Source organism: Microbacterium phycohabitans, assembly GCF_032464935.1.
GTDB lineage: Bacteria > Actinomycetota > Actinomycetes > Actinomycetales > Microbacteriaceae > Microbacterium > Microbacterium phycohabitans.
This window is the reverse complement of the sequence record NZ_JAWDIT010000001.1, coordinates 502,162-527,118: the sequence shown is the minus strand read 5'-3', so window position 1 is coordinate 527,118 and position 24,957 is coordinate 502,162. Positions and strand designations below refer to the sequence as shown.

The following is a 24,957-nucleotide window of genomic DNA, read 5'->3' as shown; positions in this document are numbered from 1 at the left end:
GACAACTCGACCGACGACCTTTCAAGGAGAATCATGTCCACGAGCTCGGAGTACTTCTCGCTTCGTCGAACCGCGGGCGCCTACGCGCGCGGCACGACCATCCATTCGATCGGAGGTGCGGGCCGCGGCGCCCTTCTGTCGCACGTCATCGCCCGGCCGACCGAGTTCGCCCAACCAGGATCGGTCGTCGACTCGCTCGTGCTCGATGACGATGGCCGGGTCGTGGACTTCGTGCTCGCCGTTCTCGATGAGGACCGCACCCTCGTGATTTCGGAGCATCGCCCGGATGCCGGCGAGGACATGCGCGCGGTCGCGCTCTCGCTCGGAATCCACGATGTGACGGTCGACGTCCTCACCGGCTGGGGAGTCCTCGCCATCGAGGGCCCCCGCTCGTGGGAAGTCGTCGGTGGACTCGCCGCAGACGATATCGCGACCCTGCTCCTGAACGAATGGCAGCCCGTCGAGATCCCGGGGGCGTCGGTCGCGCTTCTCGCGCGAACCGGCACGACGGCCGAGTACGGGTACGTCGTCGTCGCAAATGTGGGCCCGGGAGTGCTCATGGACGTTTTCCGGCCCCGACTGGCCCAGGTCGGGGGTGCATTCGTCGGCCCCGAGGCTCTCCTCCGGGCGCGGATCGAGGTGAACCATCCGGTGGTGCCCGACCAGTTCGACGGCATCACCGTGCCCGAGGCGGGGGCCGGGTGGGCGGCGGGTGTCGGTCGCGAAGACCCGTACCGTGGAGCCGGTCACGCCGTCCCGCCTGAACGCCGACTCGTTGCCGTTCGAGCGACCCGTTCCCTCGAGCGTGGAAGCGCGGTCGAGGCCGGCGGGGTGACGGTGGGTCGCATCCATCTCTGCGCGGCCGATATCGACGGCGAGGGCGGCTATGCCCTCGCCCTGCTCGATACCCCCTTCGACGTCCCCGGGCTGGAGCTGACCGCCGACGGTCGGACGATCCGAACAGTGTCGCGGCCGGCGGTCCAGCCCGTCTCCTGGACCGAGACCATCGGATGATCGCCTCCGACGTCGCCGTCACCGGGGTCGGGTTGCTCGCGGCTGTCGGCCTCGACGCCCAGCGAAGCTGGGCCGCCATCGCAGCAGGTTCTTCCGGCATCTCCCGTGTGACGTCGGTCGACGCCGACGGCTTCATCTCGCAACTCGCGGGGGAACTGCCCGGGGGTTCCGACTGGAAGGCCGCTGTGCCGCGCCGAGCCGGGCGGGGTAGGGTCGACCGATGCCATGCCATGGCGCTTGATGCGACCGAGGAGGCCGTCGCCGGTGCCCGTCTCGCGGCGGCCGACTATGCACCGGAGCGCGTGGGCATCTCGTTCGGTACATCGTTGGGTGGCGCACGCTCCGGTGAGGCCTTTCACCGCCAGTGGCTCGAAGAGGGGTTGCGACGTGCGGACGCGAGCCTCCTCCGCCAATATCCTCTCCATTCGGTCGCGGACTACATCGCTGAGCAATTCGGCTACACCGGAGCTCGAACCGTGCAGTCGAATGCATGCGCTGCGGGGGCGGTCGCCATTGCCTACGGCGTGGAACTCATCGAGAGCGGGCACGCGGATGTCGTGATCGCGGGAGGGGTCGATCCTCTCGCCTACTTCTCGTTCGGCGGCTTTTCCTGCCTCGAGGCGCTGGACCCCCTGCACTGCGCCCCGTACACGCGCAGCAGCGGTCTCAACCTCGGCGAGGGGGCCGGCGTCGTCGTGCTCGAGAGGCTGGCTTTGGCGCAGGCGCGCGGCATCCCCGTTCTCGCCGTGGTCCGGGGCTATGGCCTCAGCGCGGACGCGCACCACCCCACCGCTCCGGATCCCACCGGGCGGGGTGCGCTTCGCGCGATGAGAGCCGCGCTCGACATGGGCGGATTGTCGCCCGACGATGTCGACTACGTGAACGGACACGGCACGGGCACACCCGCGAACGACAGCACGGAGACGCGGGCCATCGCTCAGCTGCGTCCGTCCGACCCGCCTCCCCTCAGCTCCACCAAGTCGATGATCGGGCACACGCTCGGCGCTGCCGGAGCCGTGGAAGCGGTCACGGCCGTGCTCGCGCTTCGTGACAGCGTGTTCCCCCCGACGGTCGTTCCGCCCGATGCGATGGACGCGCCGCATGGCCTCGATATCGTCCCCGCGGCTGGACGAACGGGTGCTTTGTCAGCGGCGCTGTCCAACTCCTTCGCGTTCGGCGGCAACAACGCATCCCTTCTGCTCACCCGCGACGACCCCGCTGCTCGGGGGGAGTCGTCTGCGTCGACGGAGCGCCCCGTCGTCATCACCGGTACCGCAGCCATCGCGGCGGATGCGAAAGACTCGGCCGACGTGCGAGCCCTCCTCCGGGCGTGGAAGCCGGCGTACGGAACGCAACGGGTCACGCTGGAGGGCTATGGCGATTTCCCGGTTGCGGAGATCCCGGAGAAGCACCTCACGCGCGGTGTGAACCCGCAGATGCTGCGACGCATCGACAATCTCGGACGCCGAGCCGCGGTCGTGGTGGCGGACCTGCTGCGCGAGCGCAAGCTGAGCCGCGACGAAGCCTCGCGGACGGGGCTGATTTTCGCCACCGGAACGGGCCCCCTGTCAACGGTGGAGGCCTTTCAGAGAGAACTCATCCAGACAGGGTCCGGCAACACGCGTCTCTTCCCGAATACCGTGATGAACGCGGCCGGTGGCCACGTCGCCCTGCTCAACAGGCTTCAGGGACCCACGGCCACGATCTGCGCGGGCGGGACGTCCGGCATCTCCGCGCTTCACTTCGCCACCCGTCTTATCCAGCGCGGAGCGGCGGACCGGATGATGGTGCTCTCGGCGGACGAGGCGCCCGTGGCGATGCTGGCGGCGCACGCGCGTATCGATGGATTCCTCTCGCGGGAACGCTGTCTCCCGTTCCGGAACTCGGGCAAGGTCTTCGGCGGAGCCGGCGTGGCCGTTCTTCTGGAGGCGGCCGCGACGGCTCCGCAGGAAAAGACGATGGGATGGATCGAGGGATTCGGCATGACCGGGGACGCGAGTGGCCCGGGACGACTCGAGGCCTCGAGCGACGGCTGGTCGCGGTCGTTCCGGAGTGCTCTGGTCGACGCAGGAGTCGCCGCGTGCGACGTGGACGTCGTCGTCTCGGCGGCGTGCGGTCGCGCTGCGATCGACGACACCGAGACGACGGCGGTCCGGGATGCCGGTCTGAGTTCGGCCGTCCTCTCGGCACCCAAGGAGATCTTCGGCGACGCGGGGGCCTCGTCGGCGTTGCTCGGTGTCGCTCACGCGCTCTGGATGAGCGAGGAGACGGACGACGGCGCCCTCGATCGAAAAGCGCGAGCGAGCCCGGGCCGTTCACTACCGAGGCGGGCGATCGTCTCGTCGTACGAGGTGGGAGGCAGCTATCAGTCCGTCGTCGTTCGGTCTCGCGACGCCTGAGGGTCTGAAAGCGGCGGTGTGGTCCGTCGAGGCCCGTCCCTCTCCAACCGACGCGCTCGGCCGATTGCTCGAACCGTCTGCTTCACGCGTCCTGCGAGAGATCGTGAAGGTGACGCCTTGCGAGGGTGGAGGGCGTTGTAGACCCCACGCCGCGGCGAGCGGACGGTGGGTGTGTCCGGGATGCGGAATGCACTGGAGTACAACGGCAACTCCGGGTCGTGCGATGGTCAGTCGATCCGCGTTCCCCTGCGGCATCGACGTCGAGCGGACCGACCGTCAGCGGCCTGCCGCTTTCCGCGCCGCGAGTCGGTGGTGCGCATCGCCCATCCGCAGCGCTCGACAATGGACTCAAGCCGAGGCGATCTGGAAGGCCACCCGTCCCGTGCCCCTCCTCGGGGTCGACCTCATCCCGATTCCCTTCGCGACGGGCTCGGGGTGGCAGCTCAGCGCCGACGCATCCTGGTGGGTTCACTCATCCGAGTCGAACGGAGGCTACGTCTGGTCGCTGGCGGTGTCGCGCCGATCTCGCGCGATGCTCTCCGGGGAGTGAGGTGCGCTCCCCGCCCATCTCACCCATGGATGAAGGTGGCGCGGGGGAATCGCGGAATGAACGGCGTGAGGCGAGGCGACGAGGGGGAACGAGATGAGCAGTCCCTAGCATCCGGGTATGCGGCAATCCACTTCGGCTCTCCTCCCATGACTGCACGACCGCAGCCCCCCGGGCGGGATCTGCTCGATGACGGAGGTCGACTGAGTGCGCAGTATCGCGTCGCGGCGTGGCTCGTGATCGCGCAGGGAGCGGTGATGGAGGTCGGAGCCTTCCTCGCAATGCCGGTCCTCGTCATGCTGGACGTAGACGAGAGCGGAATCGGCGAACACTTCCACTTCGCCTTGCGATACTTCCAAGACAACCTCTATCTCCTCATGGTCATGAGCGGGATTTTCGGCGTCCTTCGGGTTCTCGGGGGTGTCGGTATTCTTCGGAACCGTTTATGGGGTCTCGTCGTGACTGCGGTGATGTGCCTCGTCACCCTCGTTCTCATGATCTTCATGCTCCCGGCGGGCATCGCCGATGGCCTGCTGTCGGGCGGGGCCCTCGTGCTCATCGTCGTCTCGTGGTGCGGGCAGCGTCCTCTGCCGGGGCGAAAGGTTGCCGAGGGCTGCGGGGGCGGTGCCCCGGCGACCGGCCAATAGGGCTCGACGCCCGGGGGTCCTCTCGCCGAAGCGGTCATCTCGTGCCTCACGGCGCGGCTCAAAAAACGAACCTCGCAGGCCGAAGCGACGTGGTGCGCTGGGCGGAGTCCGGAGAAGTGAGCCGGCGCGGCCGAGGCGGAGCGAGCGGACGGATCAGGTCACGACGCGGGCGGGCACGTGAGCGCGAAGTCGATCGTCGCGTCGCACTGCTCACACCTCGCTCCGCCGGCACAGCGGCATCCGCACCCCCTCCCATCGAAGGGACAAGGGTCGGGCGGTTTCACCCCCGTCCGGTAGGGTGGACGATTGGCGCAGATCTCTTGATATCGAGAGACTTTCGCCTCCTCCCACCACCGATCGCCCAGCGAAGGATTGTCCGTGGATCTCTACGAGTACCAGGCACGTGATCTGTTCGAAAAGTACGAGGTGCCGGTGCTCGCCGGCATCATCGCCGACACCCCTGAGGAGGCGAAGGCGGCCGCTGAGAAGCTCGGTGGTGTCGTCGTCGTCAAGGCTCAGGTCAAGACCGGAGGCCGCGGCAAAGCCGGCGGCGTGAAGGTCGCGAAGAACCCCGACGAGGCGTTCGAGGCGGCCCAGGCCATCCTCGGTCTCGACATCAAGGGTCACGTCGTCAAGCGCGTCATGGTCGCCGCCGGCGCCCGCATCGCCAAGGAGTTCTACTTCTCGGTGCTGCTCGACCGCGCCAACCGCTCTTACCTCTCGCTCTCCAGCGTCGAGGGCGGCATGGAGATCGAGGAGCTCGCCGTCGAGCGTCCCGAGGCGCTCGCCCGCGTCGAGGTCGACCCGCTCGAGGGCATCACCCCCGAGAAGGCCCTCGAGATCGCCAAGGCCGCGAAGTTCGACGACGAGCTGGCGCCCAAGGTCGCCGACGTGTTCGTGAAGCTCTTCAACGTCTACAAGGGCGAGGACGCCACTCTCGTCGAGGTGAACCCGCTCATCCAGAGTGAAGACGGTGACATCATCGCCCTCGACGGCAAGGTCTCGCTCGACGAGAACGCCGGCTTCCGTCACCCCGAGCACGAAGAGCTCGAAGACAAGGACGCCGCTGACCCGCTCGAGGCCAAGGCCAAGCAGCACGACCTCAACTACGTCAAGCTCGACGGTCAGGTCGGCATCATCGGCAACGGCGCGGGCCTGGTCATGTCGACCCTCGACGTCGTCGCCTACGCCGGTGAGAAGCACGGCGGCGTCAAGCCCGCCAACTTCCTCGACATCGGTGGTGGCGCCTCGGCGACCGTCATGGCCGCCGGCCTCGACGTCATCCTCGGCGACGAGCAGGTCAAGAGCGTCTTCGTCAACGTCTTCGGCGGCATCACCTCGTGCGTCGCCGTGGCCGAGGGCATCGTGAAGGCCCTCGAGATCCTGGGCGACACCGCGACCAAGCCGCTGGTCGTCCGCCTCGACGGAAACCAGGTCGAAGAGGGTCGCGAGATCCTCGCCGCCGCCAACCACCCGCTCGTCACCCTCGCCGCCGGTATGGACGAGGGCGCCGACAAGGCCGCCGAACTGGCCAACGCGTAAGGGATAGGGACAGAGAGAAATGTCGATCTACCTCAACAAGGACTCCAAGGTCATCGTCCAGGGCATCACCGGTGGCGAAGGCACGAAGCACACCGCCCTCATGCTCAAGGCCGGCACGCAGGTCGTCGGTGGCGTGAACGCCCGCAAGGCCGGAACGACCGTCTCGCACAAGGATGCCGCCGGCAACGACGTCGAGCTCCCCGTCTACGCCTCGGTCGAAGAGGCCATGCGCGAGACCGGCGCCGACGTGTCGATCGCGTTCGTGCCCCCCGCCTTCACGAAGGATGCGATGGTCGAGGCCATCGACGCCGAGATCCCCCTCCTCGTCGTGATCACCGAGGGCGTGCCCGTCGGCGACACCGCCGAGGCGTGGGCCTACGCGAAGTCGAAGGGCGAGAAGACCCGCATCATCGGCCCGAACTGCCCCGGCATCATCACCCCCGGCGAGGCCCTCGTGGGCATCACCCCCGCGAACATCACCGGCAAGGGACCGATCGGCCTCGTGTCGAAGTCGGGCACCCTGACCTACCAGATGATGTTCGAGCTGCGCGACCTCGGCTTCTCGACCGCCATCGGCATCGGCGGCGACCCGGTCATCGGCACCACGCACATCGACGCCCTCGCGGCGTTCGAGGCCGACCCCGAGACCAAGGCCATCGTCATGATCGGTGAGATTGGCGGAGACGCCGAAGAGCGCGCCGCCGACTTCATCAAGGCCAACGTCACCAAGCCGGTCGTCGGCTACGTCGCGGGCTTCACCGCTCCCGAGGGCAAGACCATGGGCCACGCCGGCGCCATCGTGTCCGGCTCGGCCGGTACCGCTCAGGCGAAGAAGGAGGCCCTCGAGGCCGCCGGCGTCAAGGTCGGCAAGACGCCGTCCGAGACCGCGTCGCTGATGCGCGAGATCATCGAAGCGCTCTGACGTTCCGCTTCTGAGGGTCCGGATGCCACGGCATCCGGGCCCTTTCGCGTGCCCGGGGCCGCGCTTCCGGTGCCCGCGCGGCGGTCCGCCACCCGCGCAGGACCGCAGGCTCTCGCGGCCACCGCGGCGGCTGGGCGGCCGACGGGCGGACCCCGGCGCCGAGATGATGCGGGTCTTCCGAGACCACCCGCGATTCATCGCCATGGCGGGTCATCCGGGGAATCTCGGGTCTTCTCGCCGTTCGGGGCGCGACGCGCCACCGCGGCAGCGACGAGAAGGGGCCCGGATGCCGTGGCATCCGGGCCCCCGAAGAGCGCGACGCTCAGCCGAGCAGCGCCTCCACCGGACCGCGGGCGAAGAAGATGACGAAGCCGGCGGCGACGATCCACAGCAGCGGGCTCACCCGCCGGGCGCGGCCGGACAGTGCCTGGATCAGCACCCAGCTGACGAAGCCCGCGCCGATGCCGTTGGCGATCGAGTACGTCAGGGGCATGACGGTGACGGTGAGGAACACCGGGATCAGCACCGACATGTCGCTGAGGTCGACGTGGCGGATCTGGGCCATCATCAGCGCGCCGACGATGACCAGGGCCGCGGCGGCGATCTCGGTCGGGACGATGCTCGTCAGCGGCGTGAAGAACATCGCGAGCAGGAACAGTCCACCGGTCACGACATTCGCCAGGCCCGTGCGCGCGCCCTCGCCGATGCCGGAGCCCGACTCGATGAACACCGTGTTCGACGACGACGAGGTGGCGCCTCCGGCCACGGCGCCGATGCCCTCGATGACCAGCGCCGATCGCAGGCGCGGGAAGGTGCCGTCGGGGGCGGCGAGGCCCGCCTCGCGCGAGAGGCCGGTCATCGTGCCCATCGCGTCGAAGAAGTTGGTGAACACGAGCGTGAAGACGAGCATGAGGGCGGCGAGGGCGCCGATCCGGCCGAAGGATCCGGCGAGGTCGACCTGCCCGACGAGCGACAGGTCGGGCAGGCTCACCCACTGCGACGGCAGCGTCGGCACGCTCAGGCCCCAGCCGCCGGGGTTGCCGTCGGCCTTGGCGCCGAGGCCCATGATCGCCTCGACGATCACGGCGATCACCGTTCCGGAGAGAAGACCGATCAACAGGGCGGCCTTGACCTTGCGCACCAGCAGCACGGCGGTGATGACGAGGGTCAGCACGAACAGGGCAGTGGGGATCGTCGCGATCGACCCGCCGACGCCCAGGCCGACCGGCGGCGAGTTCAGGCCGGTCGAGGTGACGAGGCCGCTGTCGACGAAGCCGATGAAGGCGATGAACAGGCCGATGCCGACGGTGATCGCGGTCTTCAGGGCCAGGGGCACGGCCTCGAAGATCATGCGGCGCAGGCCCGTGACGGCGAGCAGCACGATGATGAGGCCGTTGATGACGACCAGGCCCATCGCCTCGGGCCAGGTGACCTCGCCGACGATGCCGACGGCGAGGAACGAGTTGATGCCCAGGCCCGCGGCGAAGGCGAACGGCATCCGCGTCACCAGACCGAACAGCATGGTCATCACACCCGCCGTGAGGGCGGTCACCGCGGCGACCTGCGGGAACCCGAGGGCGTTGCCGGCCACGTCGGGGGTGCCCGACAGGATGATCGGATTCAGGATGACGATGTACGCCATCGTCACGAACGTGACGACGCCGCCGCGCACCTCGGCGCTCACGGTGGAGCCGCGGGCGGTGATCTCGAAGAACCGGTCGAGACGGTTCTTCGGGGCGGGGGCGGCGGTGGTCTCGGGAGCGGAAGCGCTCATGAAGGCTCCAGGAAACAGGGGAGGAAACAGGGGGAGGGGTCTGGACCGGAGGGGGAGACGCCGACGTATCGTGTGAGCTATGTCACTCTCAGGAGAGTATCTACCCAGCACCAGCGAATGGGCCCGCCAGCAGGCGGAGACGTTCGAAGCCACGGGGGGCAAGGAGTCCGCCGACATGCGGGGCGTTCCCATCATCGTCCTCACCACCGTCGGCGCCAAAACGGGCGGCCTGCGCAAGACCGCCCTCATGCGCGTCGAGCACGACGGCAAGTACGCCGTCGTGGCATCCAAGGGTGGTGCTCCGGAGCATCCCGCGTGGTTCTACAACCTCGTGAAGAACCCCCGCGTGGCCCTCCAGGACGGCGACGTGAAGAAGGAGTACGACGCGCACCAGGCCGAGGGTGCCGAGCGCGAGGAGTGGTGGGGCTACGCGACCGAGGTCTGGCCCGACTACGACGAGTACCAGAAGAAGACCGAGCGGCGCATCGAGCTGTTCGTCCTCGAGCCGGTCGACTGAGTCCCCCGGGGACTGAGCCGCCCCTGTCGAGCGTCCACGACACTCCGCTGCGCCGCGCGGGATGCGGCGTGTCGTGGACGTTCGACACCGCTGAGCGCCGCGGACCCCGTCGTGCACGCGCATCGCCGCCGCGCCTCAGCGGCGCTCCGGGGCGGCGCGGGTAGGGTCGCACTCGCCCATGCATCGTCTCCTCGTCGCCCTCCTGGCCGCTCTCGACGCCGTCCTGGCCGCCGCGGGCGGCATCGCCGTCGTGCTCGCCCCCCTCACCCTGCTGTGGGTCTTCGGGTTGGGAGCCCCCGACTGGGGCGCGCTGTGGCCGGCCTCGGCCGCCGTCTGGCATCTCGGACATCTGGTCCCCGTGACGGTGACCCTGCCCGACGCGTACCTCGCCGCCACCGGCATCGACCCGTCGTTCGCCACCTTCACCCTCTCGCTCGCCCCGTTGGCGTTCGCCGCCTTCACAGCCCTCTTCGCCGCCCGGTCGGGCGTCCGCGCGGGGGAGGCCGGCGCAGCGCTCACCGGCTGGCTGTCGGGATCACTGGTGTTCACCGGGGTGGCCAGCATCGTCGCGCTCACCGCGAACGCCGACCTCGTGGCATCCGAGACGTGGCTCGCCATCCTGCTGCCGGCGCTGCTGTTCCTCGTCCCGTCGTTCATCGGCGCGGTCATCGGTGCCTGGCGGGTGGGCGATGACGGACCCGTCGACGCCGTCCGCGATCGGATCGAACGGATGCCGGCCGCCTGGGCGCCCGTGCCCGGGCTCGTGCTGCGCGGGCTCGCTCTCACCACGCTCGGCCTCGTCGCCGTCGGCGGCGTGGTCGTGGTCGCCGGTCTCATCGCGCGATCGACCCAGGTGATCGGGCTCTACCAGGCCAGCAACGCCGACGGCATCGGCGCGACCGTCATCGCCCTCGGCCAGCTCGTGTACCTGCCGACCCTCGTGCTGTGGGCGGTCGCCTTCACGGCGGGGCCGGGGTTCGCGCTCGGCACCGACACCGCCGTCACGCCCGCCGCGACGCAGGTCGGCGCCCTCCCCGGCATCCCGGTGCTGGGCGCGGTGCCCGACTCGACGTCGTCGTGGCTTCTGCTGCTCGTGCTGCTGCCGGTGGGCGTCGGTGCGCTGACCGGGTGGATCCTGCGATCACGGATGCCGTCGACCGTCGAGCCCGAACCGCTCGCGCCGCGTCTGATCGTGGCCCTCGCCGTCGCGGTGCTGACCGGTGGGGTCGGCGCGCTCGCCGCGCTGGCCTCCGCCGGGGCGATCGGGCCCGGCCGGCTTGCCGACACGGGCCCGCAGCCCGGTCCGCTGGCCCTGGCGCTCGGGCTCGAGGTGCTGGTCGGGCTGGCGATCCTTCTGCTGAGCCCGCGTTTCGGCGCCGGCTCCGATCGCGCCGAGGTCGCCGCCCCGCGTCGCGACGACTCTCCGGCGTTCTCGTTCACGCCGCGCGAACAGGTGCCGTTCGACCGCGACGAGCACGCGACGGGTCCCACCCCGGCCGCGTCGGCCCCCGGCACCGGGATCGCGCACGACGTGTGGCCCCGCGCCTACGGCGGACCCGACGACGCCGACACATCCGCCGGCGACGACGAGGTGCGGGCGCGCATCCGCGCCGCCTGGGCCGAGCCGGGCGACGACGAACAACGCCGCTGAGCCGAGCCCGAGATACGCGCGGAGCGGCTCCGTCGTCTCGCGCTGCGTCGAGGCCGGGCGCCCCGGCGCGCCACGGGCACCCGTCGGAACCCGTCCGCACCGGCCCCGCGCCCGCGCTCGGCGGGGTCTCCCGGAACCCGCCCTCGCGAGCCCGGGGCCCGGGCTCGGCGGGCTCCGGCGCACCTGCGTAGACTGACCTCCGTGCTCACGGTCGCCGTCCTCATCTCCGGCGCCGGCTCCAACCTCCGCGCCCTGCTCGAGGCGGCTGCCGCCCCCGACTTCCCGGCGCGCGTGGTCGCGGTCGGTGCCGATCGCGAGGCCGAGGGCTTCGCGCACGCCGAGCACTTCGGCATCCCGACCTTCCTCGTTCCCTTCCGCTCGTTCGCGACGCGCGAGGAGTGGGGGGCGGAACTCGGTGAGCAGCTCGCCGTCTGGAACCCCGACCTCGTCGTGCTCAGCGGCATGATGCGCCTGCTGCCGGCCGACCTCGTCGCCGCGTGGGAGCCGCGCATCATCAACACCCACCCCGCCTACCTGCCCGAGTTCCCCGGTGCGCACGGTGTGCGCGACGCGCTCGCCGCGGGCGTCGAGCAGACGGGGGCGAGCGTCATCGTCGTCGACTCCGGCGTCGACACCGGTCCGATCCTCGCCCAGGAGCGCATCCCCGTGCTCCCCGGCGACGACGAAGACAGCCTCCACGAGCGCATCAAGCCCGTCGAACGACGACTGCTGATCGACGTGGTGCGCCGCATCGCCGAGGGCGACCTCGACCTCGCCGCCTCGGCATCCCGAACCGCCTGATTTGACCATGCGGCGGGTGCTCGTCCGCCGCGATCGAACCCGACTCGAGACACAGGAGCCGAACGCCATGGCCGGACCCCGACACGACCCCGCCGACTACCGCCCCCGCGATGTCGTCCCGATCCGGCGCGCGCTGGTGTCGGTGAGCGACAAGACCGGTCTTCTCGCCCTCGGTGAGGCCCTCGCGGCCGCCGGTGTCGAGATCGTCTCGACCGGCGGCTCGGCCACGCTGCTGCGCGACGCCGGGTACGAGGTCACCGACGTCTCCGCCGTGACCGGGTTCCCCGAGTCGCTCGACGGGCGCGTGAAGACGCTGCACCCGAACGTGCACGCGGGCCTGCTCGCCGACCTGCGCCTCGCCTCGCACGAGGCGCAGCTGGGCGAGCTCGGCATCCGTCCCTTCGAGCTCGTGGTCGTGAACCTCTACCCGTTCGTCGAGACCGTGGCATCCGGGGCCGAGGGCGACGACGTGGTCGAGCAGATCGACATCGGCGGCCCCGCGATGGTGCGCGCGTCGGCGAAGAACCACGCCAACGTCGCCATCGTCGTCTCGCCCGAGTCGTACCCCGCGATCATGGACGCCCTGCAGACCCAGGGCGGAACGAACCTCGTGCAGCGCCGCGAGCTCGCGGCCCGTGCGTTCTCGCACACCGCCGCGTACGACACGGCGGTGTCGACGTGGTTCGCCGAGGGGACGCTGGGCGACGACATCGACCTGCCCGCGCACCTGACGATCCAGGCCGAGCGCCTGTCGACTCTGCGCTACGGCGAGAACTCGCACCAGCGCGCGGCGATCTACACGCGCGTCGGCGGACACGGTATCGCCCAGGCCACGCAGCTGCAGGGCAAGGAGATGTCGTACAACAACTACGTCGACGCCGATGCGGCGCTTCGCGCGGCCTTCGACATGGTCAAGCCCGCCGTCGCGATCATCAAGCACGCGAACCCCTGCGGCATCGCCGTCGCCGCTCCCAACGCCCTCGACCCGATCGCCTCGGCGCACCTGCGCGCGCACGAGTGCGACCCCGTCTCGGCGTTCGGCGGCGTGATCGCGGCCAACCGCACCGTGACGCTGAAGATGGCCGAGAACCTCCGCGACATCTTCACCGAGGTCATCATCGCCCCCGACTTCGAGCCCGAGGCGCTCGAGGTGTTCAAGCTGAAGAAGAACCTGCGCGTCCTGCAGCTGCCCACCGACTGGCAGCAGGAGCGCATGGACGTGCGCCTGGTCTCGGGCGGCTTGCTGCTGCAGGATGCCGACCGCTTCCCCGACGACATCGAGTCGGTCGCGAAGAACTGGGAGCTCGTCTCGGGCGAGCGCCCCGCCGAGGCCGACATGGAGAGCCTGATCTTCGCGTGGAAGTCGTGCCGCGCCGTGAAGTCCAACGCCATCGTGCTCGCCCAGGCCTCGGCCACGGTCGGCATCGGAATGGGCCAGGTCAACCGCGTCGACTCGTGCCGTCTCGCCGTCGAGCGTGCGGGCGACCGCGCCCGCGGTTCGATCGCGGCATCCGACGCGTTCTTCCCCTTCGCCGACGGCCCGCAGGTGCTGATCGACGCGGGCATCTCGGCGATCATCCAGCCCGGAGGTTCGGTGCGGGATGCCGAGGTCATCGACGCCGCGCGCGCGGCCGGTGTGACGATGTTCTTCACGGGGGAGCGTCACTTCTTCCACTGACGCGCACTCCTCGACGCCGCCGCAGCCTCGGTTGCGGCGGCGTCGTCGTGTTCGCGCGGCCGCGCGGGGCGGTGCTCGGCGGTGGCGTTGTTCGGGGGTGGCGTTGTTCGGGGTCGGTGCGCGGCGGGCCGGCGGTGCTCGGGGTCGGTGCGTGGCGGGCCGGCGGTGCTCGGTCGGGTTCGGGGCGGCTTTCTCCGGTTGGGGCGGGCGAATCACGCCCCAAACGAACGAACGCGCCCCGAACCCGAGCCCGCCGCCCGAGGGAGAGCAACGGAACGCACGGAGCAGCGACCCGAGGTCGCCTTCGAGCGAGGGATGCCACGCGACGGCGAGTGGACCGCGCGACGCGGCAGCGCGAACCCGCAGAGTGGGCGGATGCAGACAGTGCCCGGTGCCGTGCCCCGCGGCGGCCTCGTGTGGGGAGGCGTCGGGGTGCTCGCGTTCTCGTTCACCGTGATCTTCACCCGCCTCGCCGTCGCGCAGCTCGATCCGCTGTTCGTCGGCGCCGGGCGTGCGGTGGTCGCCGCTGTGATCGCCGGGGTCGCCCTGGCGGTCACCCGGTCGCGGCGGCCCACACGGGGTCAGGCGGCGCGACTCGCGATCGTCGGCGGGGGAGTGGTGCTGGGCTTCCCGCTGCTGACGTCGCTCGCGCTGACCTCGGCGCCGGCGAGTCACGGCGCCGTCGTCATCGCCGTCCTCCCGGCCGCCACCGCGGTGGCCGCGGTCGTGCGCACGCGTGAGAGGCCGGGCCGGGGATTCTGGATCGCCGCCGTCGTCGGGGCGGTCGTCGCGGTGGCGTTCGCCCTCGCCGGGGGATCCGGCGGCCTGCACGTGTCCGACCTGCTGCTCCTCGGTGCCGTCGCGGCCGCGGCCGTCGGGTACGCGGAAGGCGGGGTGCTGTCGCGCGAACTCGGCGCCTGGCAGACGATCTCGTGGGCCCTGGTGCTGTCGAGCCCGATGATGGTGGGCCTGACCGCCTTCTCCGCCCTGCGCACGCCGGTCACCGCCGATCCGGTCGCGTGGGGCTCGTTCGCTTACCTGGCCGTCGTCAGCATGTTCCTCGGCTTCGTCGCCTGGTACCGCGGACTCGCCATCGGGCCGATGGCCCGCGTCAGCCAGCTGCAGCTCGCTCAACCGGTGCTCTCACTCGCGTGGGCGGCTCTGCTGCTCGGGGAGCAGTTGAGCGTCCTGACCGTCGTGGGGGGTCTCGCGGTGATCGCGTGCGCGGCGATCGCCGTGACGGTCCGTCAGCGCTCGTCCACACCCACGAGCACGCCGTCTCGTGGCGTGAGCGGTGCTCCTGCGCTCACGCACTCATCCCGGTGAGCTCCGCTCGCGCGCGCATCTCGACGAGCCTCGCCCGCGCGACGGCTCGCGCTGCGCTCACGCACTCATCTCGATGAGCTTCGCGACGGTGTTGTTGTTCCGCGCGGTGCCGACGACGCCGAGACGCTTCTCGAACCATCCGGCCTGCAGCTTCGACCCGCCGATTCCCTCGGGATACCGCACGAAGACCTCGCGGTCGTCGAGCACCGCTTCTTCGGGAATGCCGTGCGGCAGCTCGAGCGGTGTCGTCGGCGCGCGGTCGAGGAACACCGTCTGCACCCACCGCCCCTCGGCCGCATCGGCCCAGGGATTGCGCGCCCGTGCATCGGCGAATTCGCAATGCGTGCGCACGATGACGGGCAGATCGAAACCGAAGGCACCCCGAACCGTGTCGCGGATCACCGTCGCGAGGTCGTCGGGGGAGCGACCGCCGTCGTCGATCACGAGGTTGCCGGCCACCTGCAGCGTCTCGACCTCTCCCAGACCGGCGGATGCCAGCGCCTCGCGCAGCGCCGGCATCTTCAGGGCCGTGGAACCGCCGACCCCGCGGATGAGCGCGACGATGCGTGACATGGTGCGACCCTATGCCGGAGACGGCCGATGCGGCAGCCCTGCGGCGTAGGTGTCGGGGCTGTCGGACGCCTTCATCGCCTGCCCGTCACGGTCGCTCGCGCACCGCGCTCGGGTCGTGGCTCACCGTCGCCTGCGGGTTGCGCGTGGGGCGTGGCCGCCCGCGCACCGCGCACCGCGCACCGCGCACCGCGCACCGCGCACCGCGCACCGCGCACCGCGCACCGCGCACCGCGCACCGCGCACCGCGCACCGCGCTCGGCGCGCGGTTCACCGTCGTCTGCGAGCCGCGCTCCGGTCGCGGCTCACGCCGAATCGCGGCCCAGGGTCTCGAGCAACCGCAGCCACACCTCGCTGACCGTCGGGTACGACGGCACCGCGTGCCAGAGGCGCTTCACGGGCACTTCGCCGACGATGGCGATCGTCGCGGAGTGCAGCAGCTCGGCGATGTCGGGGCCGACGAAGGTCGCCCCCACGAGCACGCCCCGGTCGAGGTCGACGATCGCGCGGGCCTTGCCGACGTATGCGTCGGACTGCTCGCTGGAGCCGGCGATGCTCGCCAGGTCGTAGTCGAGCACCTTCACGTTCAGGCCCCGGTCTTCGGCTTTCGCTGCGGTGAGACCGACGGACGCCACCTCGGGATCGGTGAACGTGACCTGCGGCACCGCGTCGTGGTCGGCGGTGGCGACGTGAGCGCCCCACGGGGCGTCGTCGACCTCGTCGCCCTGCGCGCGCGCCGCGATCACATCGCCCGCGGCCCGCGCCTGGTACTTGCCCTGGTGGGTCAGGAGCGCACGGTGGTTGACGTCTCCGACCGCGTACAGCCAGTCCGAACCCCGCACGCGGAGGGTGTCGTCGACGTCGATCCACTCGCCGGGGGTGAGGCCGACGGCATCCAGCCCGAGATCGTCGGTGCGCGGGACGCGTCCGGTCGCGACGAGCACCTCGTCGGCGGTGACGGTCGTGCCGTCGGAGAGCTCGAGCACGACGCGACCGTCGTCGTCGCGACGCGCGGAGGTGGCATCCGCCCCCGTCTTCACGGTCGCCCCGCGGTCGCGGAGGGAGGAGGCGACCAGCTCGCCGGCGAACGGCTCGTTCCCGCCCAGCAGACCGGAGCGCGCGATGATCGTGACCTGTGCGCCGAGGCTCTGGAACGCCGTGGCCATCTCGGCGCCGACGACCCCGCCGCCGATGATGGCCAGCGAGCCGGGGATCTGCTCCACGGCGGTGGCCTCGCGGCTCGTCCAGGGCGAGACGCCGGCGAGGCCGGGGATGTCGGGGAGGAGCGCCGCCGAGCCCGTGCACACCGCGACCGCGTGGCGCGCGACGAGATCGGTCGTCGAGCCGTCGGCGGCGGTGACGCTCACGGTCTTCTCGCCGGTGAGGCGCCCGTGTCCGCGGACGAGGTCGATGCCGGCCCCCTGCAGCCACTGCACCTGGCCCGAGTCATCCCAGTTGCTCGTCATCGTGTCGCGGCGCCGCAGAACCGCGGCCACGTCGAGATCGCCCGTGACCGCCTGCTTCGCACCGTCGACGTCGCGCGCCGCACGCAGGGCCGCGCCACTGCGCAGCAGCGCCTTCGACGGCATGCACGCCCAGTAGGAGCACTCGCCGCCGACGAGCTCGGACTCCACGATGGCGGCGGTGAGGCCGGCCTGCACGGCGCGGTCGGCGACGTTCTCGCCCACGGGGCCCGCACCGATGACGATCAGGTCGTATTCGCGTTCGCTCATGCCCTCACGCTAGCGACGCCCACCGACATCGGGGAGGGGTTGCGGTGGGCGGTGCGGGATCGGTCGGTTCGGTGCGCGCTCGGTGGCTCCGGGGCCCTGTACCGGGGTCGGATTCGTTCTGCACCCCGCACTCTTCTCTCGTGCGCGATCGCTCCGGAGTCTTGACGCCGTGACCTGAACCGGTTTAGAGTTTCGTTACTAAACCGGTTCAGGAACAGCCCACACGACGGAGTGACGGATGACGAACGACACGCGACCCACCATCGCCGATGTCGCGCGCCGCGCCGGCGTGAGCAAGGGCCTCGTCTCGTTCGCCTTGAACGGTCGGCCGGGCGTCTCCGCGGACACCCGTGAGCGCATCCTCACCGTCGCCGCCGACATGGGCTGGAGCCCCAGCCTGCGTGCCCGTTCGTTGAGCGTCGGTCGCGCCTTCGCGTGCGGTCTCGTCATCGGTCGCAGTCCCGACGTCATCGCCGCGGACCCCTTCTTCCCGTCGTTCATCGCGGGCGTCGAGGATGAATTCTCCGTCTCGGGCCAGGTGCTCGTGCTCGCGGCCGCCACCCCCGGCCGCCACGAGGAGGAGACCTACCGCGGACTCGCGGCCGACCGCCGCGTGGACGGCGTGATCCTGTCCGACCTCCGCGCCGACGATCCGCGCATCGAGCTCGTCTCGGGCCTCGGCATCGCCGCGGTGACCCTCGGCGTCCCCGATATCGACAGCCCCTTCACCTCGGTCTCGGTCGATGACGGAGCCGGCATCCGGCTCGCGGTCGATCACGTCGCCGACCTCGGGCACACCGACATCGCGCACGTCGCGGGCCCGTTCGCGATGCTGCACGGACGCCACCGCGCGGCCGCGTTCGAAGACGCGGCGCGAGCGCGTGGCATCCGTGCCCGTACCGTCGAGACCGACTTCAGCGCGGCCGACGGGGCGCGGGCCACCACGGCCCTGCTCGACGCCGAGGTCCCGCCCACGGCGATCGTGTACTCGAACGACAACATGGCTGTCGCGGGGCTCGGCACGGCGCAGCGCCGCGGCCTGTCGGTGCCTCGCGACCTCTCGATCACCGGGTTCGACGACACCGAACTCGGCCGGCACCTGTTCCCCGCCCTCACGAGCGTCTCCACCGACGCGCGGGGCTGGGGAGCGGCCGCGGCCCGCGCTCTGCTGCAGGCCATCGCCGGGGCCGTGCCCGAGGCGCTCGCCCTCGCCGACCCGGAACTGTGCGTGCGCGACTCCACCGCGCCCCCGACCCGAAGCTGACACCCGCGGGCCCCCGCCCGCCCCACAAGGAGGAAGACATGCGACGACGCATTCTCGCCACAGCAGTAGCCGCCACCGGCATCCTCGCCCTCTCCGCGTGCAGCGGGGGCGGTGGCGCAGCATCCGGAATGGATGCCAAGGGCCCCATCACCATCTGGTACTCCAACAATGAGGCGGAGATCTCGTGGGGTCAGCAGATGGTCGAGGCGTGGAACGCCGACCACCCCGACGAGCAGATCACGGCTCAGGAGATCCCGGCCGGATCGTCGAGCGAAGAAGTCATCGGTGCCGCGATCACCGCCGGCAACGCCCCGTGCCTGGTGTTCAACACCTCGCCCGCGGCGGTCCCGGGATTCCAGCGTCAGGGCGGCCTGGTGAACCTGTCGGACTTCCCCGACGGCGAGCAGTACATCACCGAGCGCAGCGGCGACCTCGCCGACCAGTACCGCTCCGACGACGGCGGCTTCTACCAGCTGCCGTGGAAGAGCAACCCGGTGATGATCTTCTACAACAAGGACCTCTTCGCCCAGGCCGGTCTCGACGCCGAGAACCCGCAGCTGTCGACGTACGACGAGTTCCTCGCCACCTCGCAGAAGCTGAAGGCGGCGGGCGTCTCGGACTACGCCATCAACCCGGCGCCCACGAGCGAGTTCTTCCAGTCGTGGTTCGACTTCTACCCCCTGTACGCCGCGCAGACCGGCGGGAAGCAGCTCGTCGAGGACGGCAAGGCCACCTTCAACGACGCCGACGGTCAGGCCGTCGCCGACTTCTGGCGCACGATCTACACCGACGGGCTCGCCGGCAACGAGCAGTACCAGGGCGACGCATTCGCCGACGGCAAGGCCGCGATGGCCATCGTCGGGCCGTGGGCCGTGTCGGTCTACAAGGACAAGGTCAATTGGGGCTCGGTCCCCGTGCCGACCGAGAAGGGCACCTCGGCCGACCAGACGTGGACCTTCAGCGACGCGAAGAACGTCGGCCTGTTCACCGCGTGCCAGAACAAGGGCACCGCGTGGGAGGTGCTGAAGTTCGCCACCAGCCAGGAGCAGGACGGCACCTGGCTCGAGGAGACGGGCCAGATGCCGTTGCGCACCGACCTGACCACCACCTACTCCGACTACTTCAGCGCCAACCCGGCCTACCAGCAGTTCGGCGACCAGGCCGCCCGCACCGTCGAGGTGCCCAACGTCGTCAGCTCGGTCGAGATCTGGCAGGCGTTCCGCGACGAGTACTCCAAAGCGGTCATCTTCGGCGAAGAGGACGTGGACACCTTCCTCTCCAACGCCCAGCAGCAGATCGACCAGCTCGCGGCGGGGAAGTGAGATGACCGCCGATCTCACCCGCACGCCCGGTCGGACCGGGGGCGACCCCGGCCGGTCCGGTCGTGCGGGGGGAGCGGGGGATGCCGGTAAGGCGCGGCGCCGCCTCCTCGGGGCGCAGCCGCTCGGCATCCTGTTCTCCGCGCCGTACCTGATCTTCATCGCGGTCGTCTTCGCGTACCCGATCGTGTTCGCGGTGTGGATGTCGTTCCACGACTACTTCTTCACCGCACCGGGCGCACAGGTCGAGCGGCCGTTCGTCGGCCTCGACAACTACGTCACCGCCCTCAGCGACCCGGCCGTCTGGCGGTCGTTCGGCAACGTCGGGATCTTCCTGCTCATCAACGTCCCGCTGACGGTCGTGCTCTCGATCGTGCTGGCCACGGCCTTGGACCGGGTGGTACGGGCTCGCGCGTTCTTCCGCGTGGCGTTCTACGTGCCCTACGTCACGGCGTCCGTCGCGGTGGTCGCGGTGTGGTTGTTCCTGTTCTCGAACGACGGGCTGATCAACAACACCCTCGGTCCGCTCGCGCCGACACCGTCGTGGTTGGTCAACTCGGCGCTCGCGATGCCCACGATCGCGCTGTTCGTGACGTGGAAGGGTCTGGGGTTCTACATCCTGCTGTACCTCGCCGCCCTCCAGAACGTCCCGCGAGAGCTGTACGAGTCCGTCGCGGTCGACGGCGGCGGGCGCCTGCGCCAGTTCTTCTCGGTGACCGTCCCGGGCGTGCGCCCCGCGACGTTCCTCGTGGTGCTGCTCGCGACGATCACCGGCGCCAACCTCTTCACCGAGCCCTACCTGCTCACCAACGGCGGCGGCCCCAACGGGGCATCGACCTCGCCCGTGCTGCTGATCTACCAGAAGGGCATCGAGCAGCAGAACCCCGACGTGGCCGCGGCCATCGGCGTGGTGCTGATCGTATTCGTGCTGATCATCGCGGCGCTCCAGCGCCGGTTCGTGGGGAGGGAGGAATCATGAGGACCAAGGTCGTCACGTACGGCGTGCTGACGCTCGGCGCCCTGGCGTTCCTGTTCCCGTTCTACTACATGGTCGTCGGCTCGCTGCAGACGAGCCCCGACACCTCGATCGCGGGCGCGTTCCCGCACCCGTCGAACCTGACGGTCGAGAATTACACGGCGATCGACGGACGGATCAACCTGCTGAAGGGCCTCGTCAACTCGGGGATCTTCACCGGGGGAGTGATCCTCGGCACCATCGTGTTCGGGGTGCTCGCCGGGTACGCGCTGGCGGTGCTGAAATGGCGAGGCCGCTCGGCGACGTTCGCCCTCGTGCTGCTGGTTCAGGTGATCCCGTTCCAGCTGCTGATGATCCCGCTGTACGTCATGATCGCGCGAGACTACGGCCTCAGCGACAGCTACCTCGGCATGATCCTGCCGTTCTTCATCAACTCCACCGCGGTCGTGATCTTCCGGCAGTACTTCCTGCAGCTGCCGAAGGAGTTGTTCGATGCCGCGCGGATCGACGGCGCGAACGAGTTCCGGCTGCTGTGGAGCGTCGCCCTGCCGCTCGTGCGTCCTGCGCTGCTCACGGCGGTTCTGCTGACCTTCATCGGTCCGTGGAACGAGTTCCTGTGGCCCTTCCTCATCACGAAGGACGCCACCATGCAGCCGCTCGCGGTGTCGCTGGCGAACTTCATCTCGACCATCGCAGCCTCCACGACCAATCCCTTCGGCGCGATGATGGCGGGCGCCGTCGTGCTCGCCGCCCCCGCGGTGGCGCTGTTCCTGATCTTCCAGCGCTACTTCACCTCCAATGACCTCGGATCCGGAGTGAAAGGATGACAATGACCCCCGAATCCCCCGTCCCTTACCGCCTCACACGTGTGGGTGTGGTGATGACCCCCGAGCCAGGCAACGCCGACGAAGCCGAGGGCGTGCTCAACCCGGCCTCGGGCCGCGGCCCGGACGGCGAGCTCTACCTGCTGCCGCGTCTGGTCGCCGAGGGCAATGTCTCGCGCGTGGGCCTGGCCCGCGTCGTCGTCGAGGACGGCATCCCCGTCTCCGTCGAGCGCGAGGGCGTCGTGCTCGAGCCCGACCGCGGGTGGGAGCGCGGCGCCGACAACGCCGGCACCGAAGACCCGCGCACGACGTGGATCGAGGCCCTCGGCCTGCACGTCATGACATACGTCGCCTACGGCCCGCTCGGTCCGCGTACGGCCGTGGCCGTGTCGGACGACCTCCGCGAGTGGCGGCGTCTGGGCCCGGCTCTGTTCCGCTACCAGGACGACCTCGACATGGACCTGAACCTGTTCCACAACAAGGACACGGTCTTCTTCCCCGAGACGGTCACGGCCCCCGACGGCAGCGAGGCGTTCGCGGTACTGCACCGACCCATGTGGGACCTCGGCGAGACCAAGGCCGGACAGGGCGTGCGGGTGCCGGCCGGCATCGAGGACGAGCGGCAGTCCATCTGGATCAGCTACGTGCCCGTGGCATCCGTCCGCGAAGACCTCGCGAACCTCGCGCTGTGGGGGCAGCACCGGTTCGTCGCGGGACCTGCGTTCCCGTTCGAGGCGGTGAAGATCGGCGGGGGACCGCCGCCGTTGCGCATCCCCGAGGGCTGGCTCGTGCTGCACCACGGTGTGACCGGCGTGATCGACAGCGCGTTCTCGCAGCAGCAGAAGGTGAACTACGCCGCGGGAGCCCTGATCCTGGATGCCGACGACCCCAGCCGCGTGATCGCCCGGACGCCCGAGCCGCTGCTGGCGCCCGAGACCGACGACGAGCGAAGCGGCATCGTGCCCAACGTCGTCTTCCCGACCGCGATCGAGGAGATCGACGGCCGCCACTTCGTGTTCTACGGCATGGCCGACTCGAAGATCGGCGTCGCCCTGCTCGAGCGCACCGACTGAGCCCCCCGTCGCGACCCCCGCGGGATGGTCGCCTCCACCGCCAGGCGGAGGGGCTGCCCGCGGGGGTCGCGCTCACCCCCATCGAAAGGATCCCCCCATGAACGCACGATGGAGTGCGCGCGTCACGGCCGTCGTCGGTGCCACCGCCCTCGCCGTCCCACTCACGGCGGCGCCCGCCACCGCGGGCCCCCTGACCGCGGGACCACGCGCTGTGGCATCGGCGGACGCCGCTGCAGCGCCGGTGACGAACCTCGACCACCTCGACTTCCTCCTCGACGAGGTCACCCCTCCTGCGAACGTCGCCGGCCATTCGACCTACCGGATGGAGGAGGAGCCCACCCTGCTCGCCCCGTGGACCTACGCTGACGCACGCGATGGGGGGACGTTCCAGCGGGTGGGCGGTGGGCCGCTCGACCCGACGACCGGCGACTGGGGTCAGGGCGCGTTCAATGCCGACGACACCACCCGCGCCGCGGTCGTCTACACGCGCCACTGGGAGCTGACCGGAGACGCCGACAGCCGTGAGAAGGCGTACGAACTCCTGCGCACGGTCGCCTATCACCAGAGCACCGTAGGCCCCTCCGCCGGAAACGTCGTGCTCTGGATGCAACCGGACGGCGAATTGAACCCCTCGGCCGAACCCGTCGAACTGCCCGACCCCTCCGATTCCGGGCCCAGCTACTGGACCGCCCGCACCATCTGGGCCCTGGGGGAGGGCTACGCCGCCTTCGTCGACGACGACCCCGAGTTCGCGGCGTTCCTCGAAGACCGACTTGCGCTCTCGCGCGGCGCGATCGAGCGCGACGTGTTGTCGAACTACGGGCGATACGTTTCCGCGGACGGCGTGCGCGTGCCCGCGTGGTTGATCGTCGACGGAGCCGACGCCTCCGCCGAAGCGGTGCTGGGGCTCGCCGCGGCCGTGAGAGCGGGCGACGAGAGCTCGGCCACTGCGGCGCGTCAGCTCGCAGAGGGCGTGGCGGCCATGGCATCCGGGAGCGCCCGCCAGTGGCCCTACGGGGCCGTGCTGCCCTGGGCGCAGTCGCCCGCGATGTGGCACGCGTGGGGTGCGCAGATGCCCGCGGCGCTGGCCGTGGCCGGCGACCTGTTCGACGACGACGCCCTCTTGAGGCCGGCGATCGCGGATGCCACGGGATTCACCACCACGCTGCTCACGGCCGGCGGGCCCGACAACGGCTGGTACCCGAGTCCCACCGACCGGGTTCAGATCGCCTACGGGGCGGACTCGCGCGTGCAATCGCTGCTCGCCCTCGCCGACGCGACGGGCTCGTCCGCGTTCACAGAACTCGCGGGCCTGCAGGCGGCGTGGTTCTTCGGCGCCAATCACGCCGGAGCGCAGATGTACGACCCCGCCACCGGGGTGACCTTCGACGGGCTGCAGCCCGACGGCGCGATCAACCGCAACAGCGGGGCGGAGTCGACCATCCACGGCCTCCTGACGGCGTTGGCCCTGGACGCCCATCCCGCGGTGGCGCTGCGCGCCACCGCGCTGACCACGGTGGAGTCGCGCGTCGGCCTCGAGTACGTCGAGGCGGAGGACGCCGCCCGCACCGACGGCACGGTCTTCACCCCGACGTCGTCGTGGACCGGGGAGTCGAGCTGGTCGGGCGACGGTCTCACCCTCGCGCCGAAGCAGAGCGCGACCTGGGACATCGGGAGCTCTGACACGCGCCGCTGGGTGGAACCGGTGGTGTGGAGCACCCCGGGGGCGCAGACGCACTCGAGCTGGCGCGGAGGGGGATCCCTTCGACTCACGGGCCCCGAGCAGGGGATCTCACCCGCTCCGGGGGCGCTCCTCCCCGCCGCCCTGACCGCTCCCGTGAACGGCTCGGAGGTGAGCGTGCGCGTGCAACGCGGCACGCTGACGCTGGACGGTCTGATCGTGCGTCCCTGGATCTCGCGAACCGTCCTCGGCGGCGACGCGCGGGGCGAGTTGGTGCTCTCCAGTGCGCCCGGGGCGCAGCCCACGACGATCGGCGCCGACGGCGTCGTCTCGACCGTCGACGTCTACGACGCCTCGGGTTCGCTCGTGCGCACGACGTCGGCGAAGGGTGCGGTCACGGTCGTGGTGCCGGCGGGCGGGTTCGCCGTCGCGACGGGCTGAAGAAGGGGCGTCGGACGCACGCGGCCCCGGCCGGGTCATGCGGGTTCCCGCCGGGGACGTGCGGGTGCCCGGTCGGGGCTGCGGGTTCAACCGGGTCGCCGCTCGACCGTGGTCGTGGCCGCGACCCGGTGGCGGCCGCGCGGAGTCGGTGACCGCGACGGTCGTGCCCCGCGATCGCCGGGACACCGCGTGCGTTCGGGATCCGCGTGAGCAGACGTTCGGCCCGCCGCCACGGCCGTGTCCGATTTCCGCCAGCCG

The 24,957-nt window shown here is 70.5% G+C and carries 19 protein-coding genes; 16 read left to right on the top strand and 3 right to left on the bottom strand.

Features of this window, described 5'->3' with window-relative positions:
* Positions 1-33 precede the first annotated feature (33 nt).
* The 5 genes from RWH44_RS02370 (at position 34) to sucD (ending at position 7,071) form a co-directional block, all read left to right on the top strand.
* Positions 34-1,014 (top strand): aminomethyl transferase family protein, encoded by a 981-nt coding sequence (locus tag RWH44_RS02370; RefSeq protein ID WP_298871594.1) that lies wholly within the window; start codon positions 34-36, stop codon positions 1,012-1,014.
* Positions 1,011-3,413 carry a beta-ketoacyl-[acyl-carrier-protein] synthase family protein gene (locus RWH44_RS02365; RefSeq protein ID WP_316003326.1) on the top strand — a complete coding sequence of 801 codons (2,403 nt, stop codon included), beginning with the start codon at positions 1,011-1,013 and terminating at the stop codon, positions 3,411-3,413. The genes RWH44_RS02370 and RWH44_RS02365 overlap by 4 nt, the downstream gene beginning before the upstream one ends.
* 783 nt (positions 3,414-4,196) lie before the next feature.
* Positions 4,197-4,607, top strand: coding sequence for a hypothetical protein (locus tag RWH44_RS02360; RefSeq protein WP_316003325.1), 411 nt, complete (start codon positions 4,197-4,199; stop codon positions 4,605-4,607).
* 378 nt (positions 4,608-4,985) lie between these two features.
* Positions 4,986-6,149: an ADP-forming succinate--CoA ligase subunit beta gene (sucC, locus tag RWH44_RS02355; RefSeq protein ID WP_076674037.1), complete on the top strand. Its 1,164-nt coding sequence runs from the start codon at positions 4,986-4,988 to the stop codon at positions 6,147-6,149.
* Positions 6,150-6,168: 19 nt separating this feature from the next.
* Complete coding sequence (gene sucD / locus RWH44_RS02350) at positions 6,169-7,071, top strand: succinate--CoA ligase subunit alpha (protein WP_316003324.1); 903 nt, start codon at positions 6,169-6,171, stop codon at positions 7,069-7,071.
* Between the two features lie 322 nt (positions 7,072-7,393).
* Here sucD and RWH44_RS02345 read toward each other — a convergent pair whose 3' ends face one another.
* Positions 7,394-8,845: an NCS2 family permease gene (locus RWH44_RS02345; protein WP_316003323.1), complete on the bottom strand. Its 1,452-nt coding sequence runs from the start codon at positions 8,843-8,845 to the stop codon at positions 7,394-7,396.
* Between the two features lie 79 nt (positions 8,846-8,924).
* Here RWH44_RS02345 and RWH44_RS02340 point away from each other — a divergent pair, with 79 nt between their 5' ends.
* The 5 genes from RWH44_RS02340 to RWH44_RS02320 all read left to right on the top strand — a co-directional run bounded on the left by RWH44_RS02340 (position 8,925) and on the right by RWH44_RS02320 (position 14,818).
* A complete protein-coding gene (locus RWH44_RS02340; protein ID WP_103206611.1) occupies positions 8,925-9,362 on the top strand; it encodes a nitroreductase family deazaflavin-dependent oxidoreductase in 438 nt (145 codons plus the stop codon).
* A 178-nt stretch (positions 9,363-9,540) separates the two neighbouring features.
* A complete protein-coding gene (locus tag RWH44_RS02335; protein ID WP_316003322.1) occupies positions 9,541-11,013 on the top strand; it encodes a cell division protein PerM in 1,473 nt (490 codons plus the stop codon).
* A 201-nt stretch (positions 11,014-11,214) separates the two neighbouring features.
* Positions 11,215-11,814, top strand: a complete 600-nt coding sequence (gene purN, locus RWH44_RS02330; RefSeq protein WP_298871615.1) for a phosphoribosylglycinamide formyltransferase — start codon at positions 11,215-11,217, stop codon at positions 11,812-11,814.
* 67 nt (positions 11,815-11,881) lie between these two features.
* On the top strand, positions 11,882-13,492 hold the full coding sequence (gene purH / locus RWH44_RS02325) for a bifunctional phosphoribosylaminoimidazolecarboxamide formyltransferase/IMP cyclohydrolase (RefSeq protein ID WP_316003321.1): 1,611 nt from the start codon (positions 11,882-11,884) through the stop codon (positions 13,490-13,492).
* Between the two features lie 375 nt (positions 13,493-13,867).
* On the top strand, positions 13,868-14,818 hold the full coding sequence (locus RWH44_RS02320) for a DMT family transporter (RefSeq protein ID WP_316003320.1): 951 nt from the start codon (positions 13,868-13,870) through the stop codon (positions 14,816-14,818).
* A gap of 57 nt (positions 14,819-14,875) precedes the next feature.
* On the opposite strand, the gene RWH44_RS02315 is transcribed toward RWH44_RS02320, so the two are convergent.
* Both RWH44_RS02315 and RWH44_RS02310 read right to left on the bottom strand, forming a co-directional pair.
* Positions 14,876-15,391, bottom strand: coding sequence for a DUF1697 domain-containing protein (locus RWH44_RS02315; protein ID WP_316003319.1), 516 nt, complete (start codon positions 15,389-15,391; stop codon positions 14,876-14,878).
* 302 nt (positions 15,392-15,693) lie between these two features.
* Complete coding sequence (locus tag RWH44_RS02310) at positions 15,694-17,121, bottom strand: dihydrolipoyl dehydrogenase family protein (RefSeq protein ID WP_316003318.1); 1,428 nt, start codon at positions 17,119-17,121, stop codon at positions 15,694-15,696.
* A 238-nt stretch (positions 17,122-17,359) separates the two neighbouring features.
* Here RWH44_RS02310 and RWH44_RS02305 point away from each other — a divergent pair, with 238 nt between their 5' ends.
* The 6 genes from RWH44_RS02305 (at position 17,360) to RWH44_RS02280 (ending at position 24,699) form a co-directional block, all read left to right on the top strand.
* The gene (locus RWH44_RS02305; protein WP_316003317.1) at positions 17,360-18,385 is read left to right on the top strand and encodes a LacI family DNA-binding transcriptional regulator; all 1,026 of its coding nucleotides are present in this window, start codon (positions 17,360-17,362) and stop codon (positions 18,383-18,385) included.
* A 38-nt stretch (positions 18,386-18,423) separates the two neighbouring features.
* Positions 18,424-19,707 carry an extracellular solute-binding protein gene (locus tag RWH44_RS02300; RefSeq protein ID WP_316003316.1) on the top strand — a complete coding sequence of 428 codons (1,284 nt, stop codon included), beginning with the start codon at positions 18,424-18,426 and terminating at the stop codon, positions 19,705-19,707.
* A 1-nt stretch (position 19,708) separates the two neighbouring features.
* Positions 19,709-20,683 (top strand): carbohydrate ABC transporter permease, encoded by a 975-nt coding sequence (locus RWH44_RS02295; RefSeq protein ID WP_298871635.1) that lies wholly within the window; start codon positions 19,709-19,711, stop codon positions 20,681-20,683.
* A complete protein-coding gene (locus RWH44_RS02290; RefSeq protein WP_298871637.1) occupies positions 20,680-21,507 on the top strand; it encodes a carbohydrate ABC transporter permease in 828 nt (275 codons plus the stop codon). The genes RWH44_RS02295 and RWH44_RS02290 overlap by 4 nt, the downstream gene beginning before the upstream one ends.
* 2 nt (positions 21,508-21,509) lie before the next feature.
* A complete protein-coding gene (locus RWH44_RS02285; protein WP_316003315.1) occupies positions 21,510-22,577 on the top strand; it encodes a glycoside hydrolase family 130 protein in 1,068 nt (355 codons plus the stop codon).
* A gap of 97 nt (positions 22,578-22,674) precedes the next feature.
* Positions 22,675-24,699 carry a hypothetical protein gene (locus RWH44_RS02280; RefSeq protein WP_316003314.1) on the top strand — a complete coding sequence of 675 codons (2,025 nt, stop codon included), beginning with the start codon at positions 22,675-22,677 and terminating at the stop codon, positions 24,697-24,699.
* Positions 24,700-24,957: the final 258 nt, after the last annotated feature.

Bases quoted from the DNA above. Each gene is read 5' to 3' on its own strand.
- RWH44_RS02370 (WP_298871594.1), top strand. From the start codon at position 34: ATGTCCACGAGCTCGGAGTACTTCTCGCTTCGTCGAACCGCGGGCGCC.
- RWH44_RS02365 (WP_316003326.1), top strand. From the start codon at position 1,011: ATGATCGCCTCCGACGTCGCCGTCACCGGGGTCGGGTTGCTCGCGGCT.
- sucD (WP_316003324.1), top strand. From the start codon at position 6,169: ATGTCGATCTACCTCAACAAGGACTCCAAGGTCATCGTCCAGGGCATC.
- RWH44_RS02345 (WP_316003323.1), bottom strand. From the start codon at position 8,845: ATGAGCGCTTCCGCTCCCGAGACCACCGCCGCCCCCGCCCCGAAGAAC.
- RWH44_RS02340 (WP_103206611.1), top strand. From the start codon at position 8,925: ATGTCACTCTCAGGAGAGTATCTACCCAGCACCAGCGAATGGGCCCGC.
- RWH44_RS02335 (WP_316003322.1), top strand. From the start codon at position 9,541: ATGCATCGTCTCCTCGTCGCCCTCCTGGCCGCTCTCGACGCCGTCCTG.
- purH (WP_316003321.1), top strand. From the start codon at position 11,882: ATGGCCGGACCCCGACACGACCCCGCCGACTACCGCCCCCGCGATGTC.
- RWH44_RS02320 (WP_316003320.1), top strand. From the start codon at position 13,868: ATGCAGACAGTGCCCGGTGCCGTGCCCCGCGGCGGCCTCGTGTGGGGA.
- RWH44_RS02315 (WP_316003319.1), bottom strand. From the start codon at position 15,391: ATGTCACGCATCGTCGCGCTCATCCGCGGGGTCGGCGGTTCCACGGCC.
- RWH44_RS02310 (WP_316003318.1), bottom strand. From the start codon at position 17,121: ATGAGCGAACGCGAATACGACCTGATCGTCATCGGTGCGGGCCCCGTG.
- RWH44_RS02305 (WP_316003317.1), top strand. From the start codon at position 17,360: ATGACGAACGACACGCGACCCACCATCGCCGATGTCGCGCGCCGCGCC.
- RWH44_RS02300 (WP_316003316.1), top strand. From the start codon at position 18,424: ATGCGACGACGCATTCTCGCCACAGCAGTAGCCGCCACCGGCATCCTC.
- RWH44_RS02295 (WP_298871635.1), top strand. From the start codon at position 19,709: ATGACCGCCGATCTCACCCGCACGCCCGGTCGGACCGGGGGCGACCCC.
- RWH44_RS02290 (WP_298871637.1), top strand. From the start codon at position 20,680: ATGAGGACCAAGGTCGTCACGTACGGCGTGCTGACGCTCGGCGCCCTG.
- RWH44_RS02285 (WP_316003315.1), top strand. From the start codon at position 21,510: ATGACCCCCGAATCCCCCGTCCCTTACCGCCTCACACGTGTGGGTGTG.
- RWH44_RS02280 (WP_316003314.1), top strand. From the start codon at position 22,675: ATGAACGCACGATGGAGTGCGCGCGTCACGGCCGTCGTCGGTGCCACC.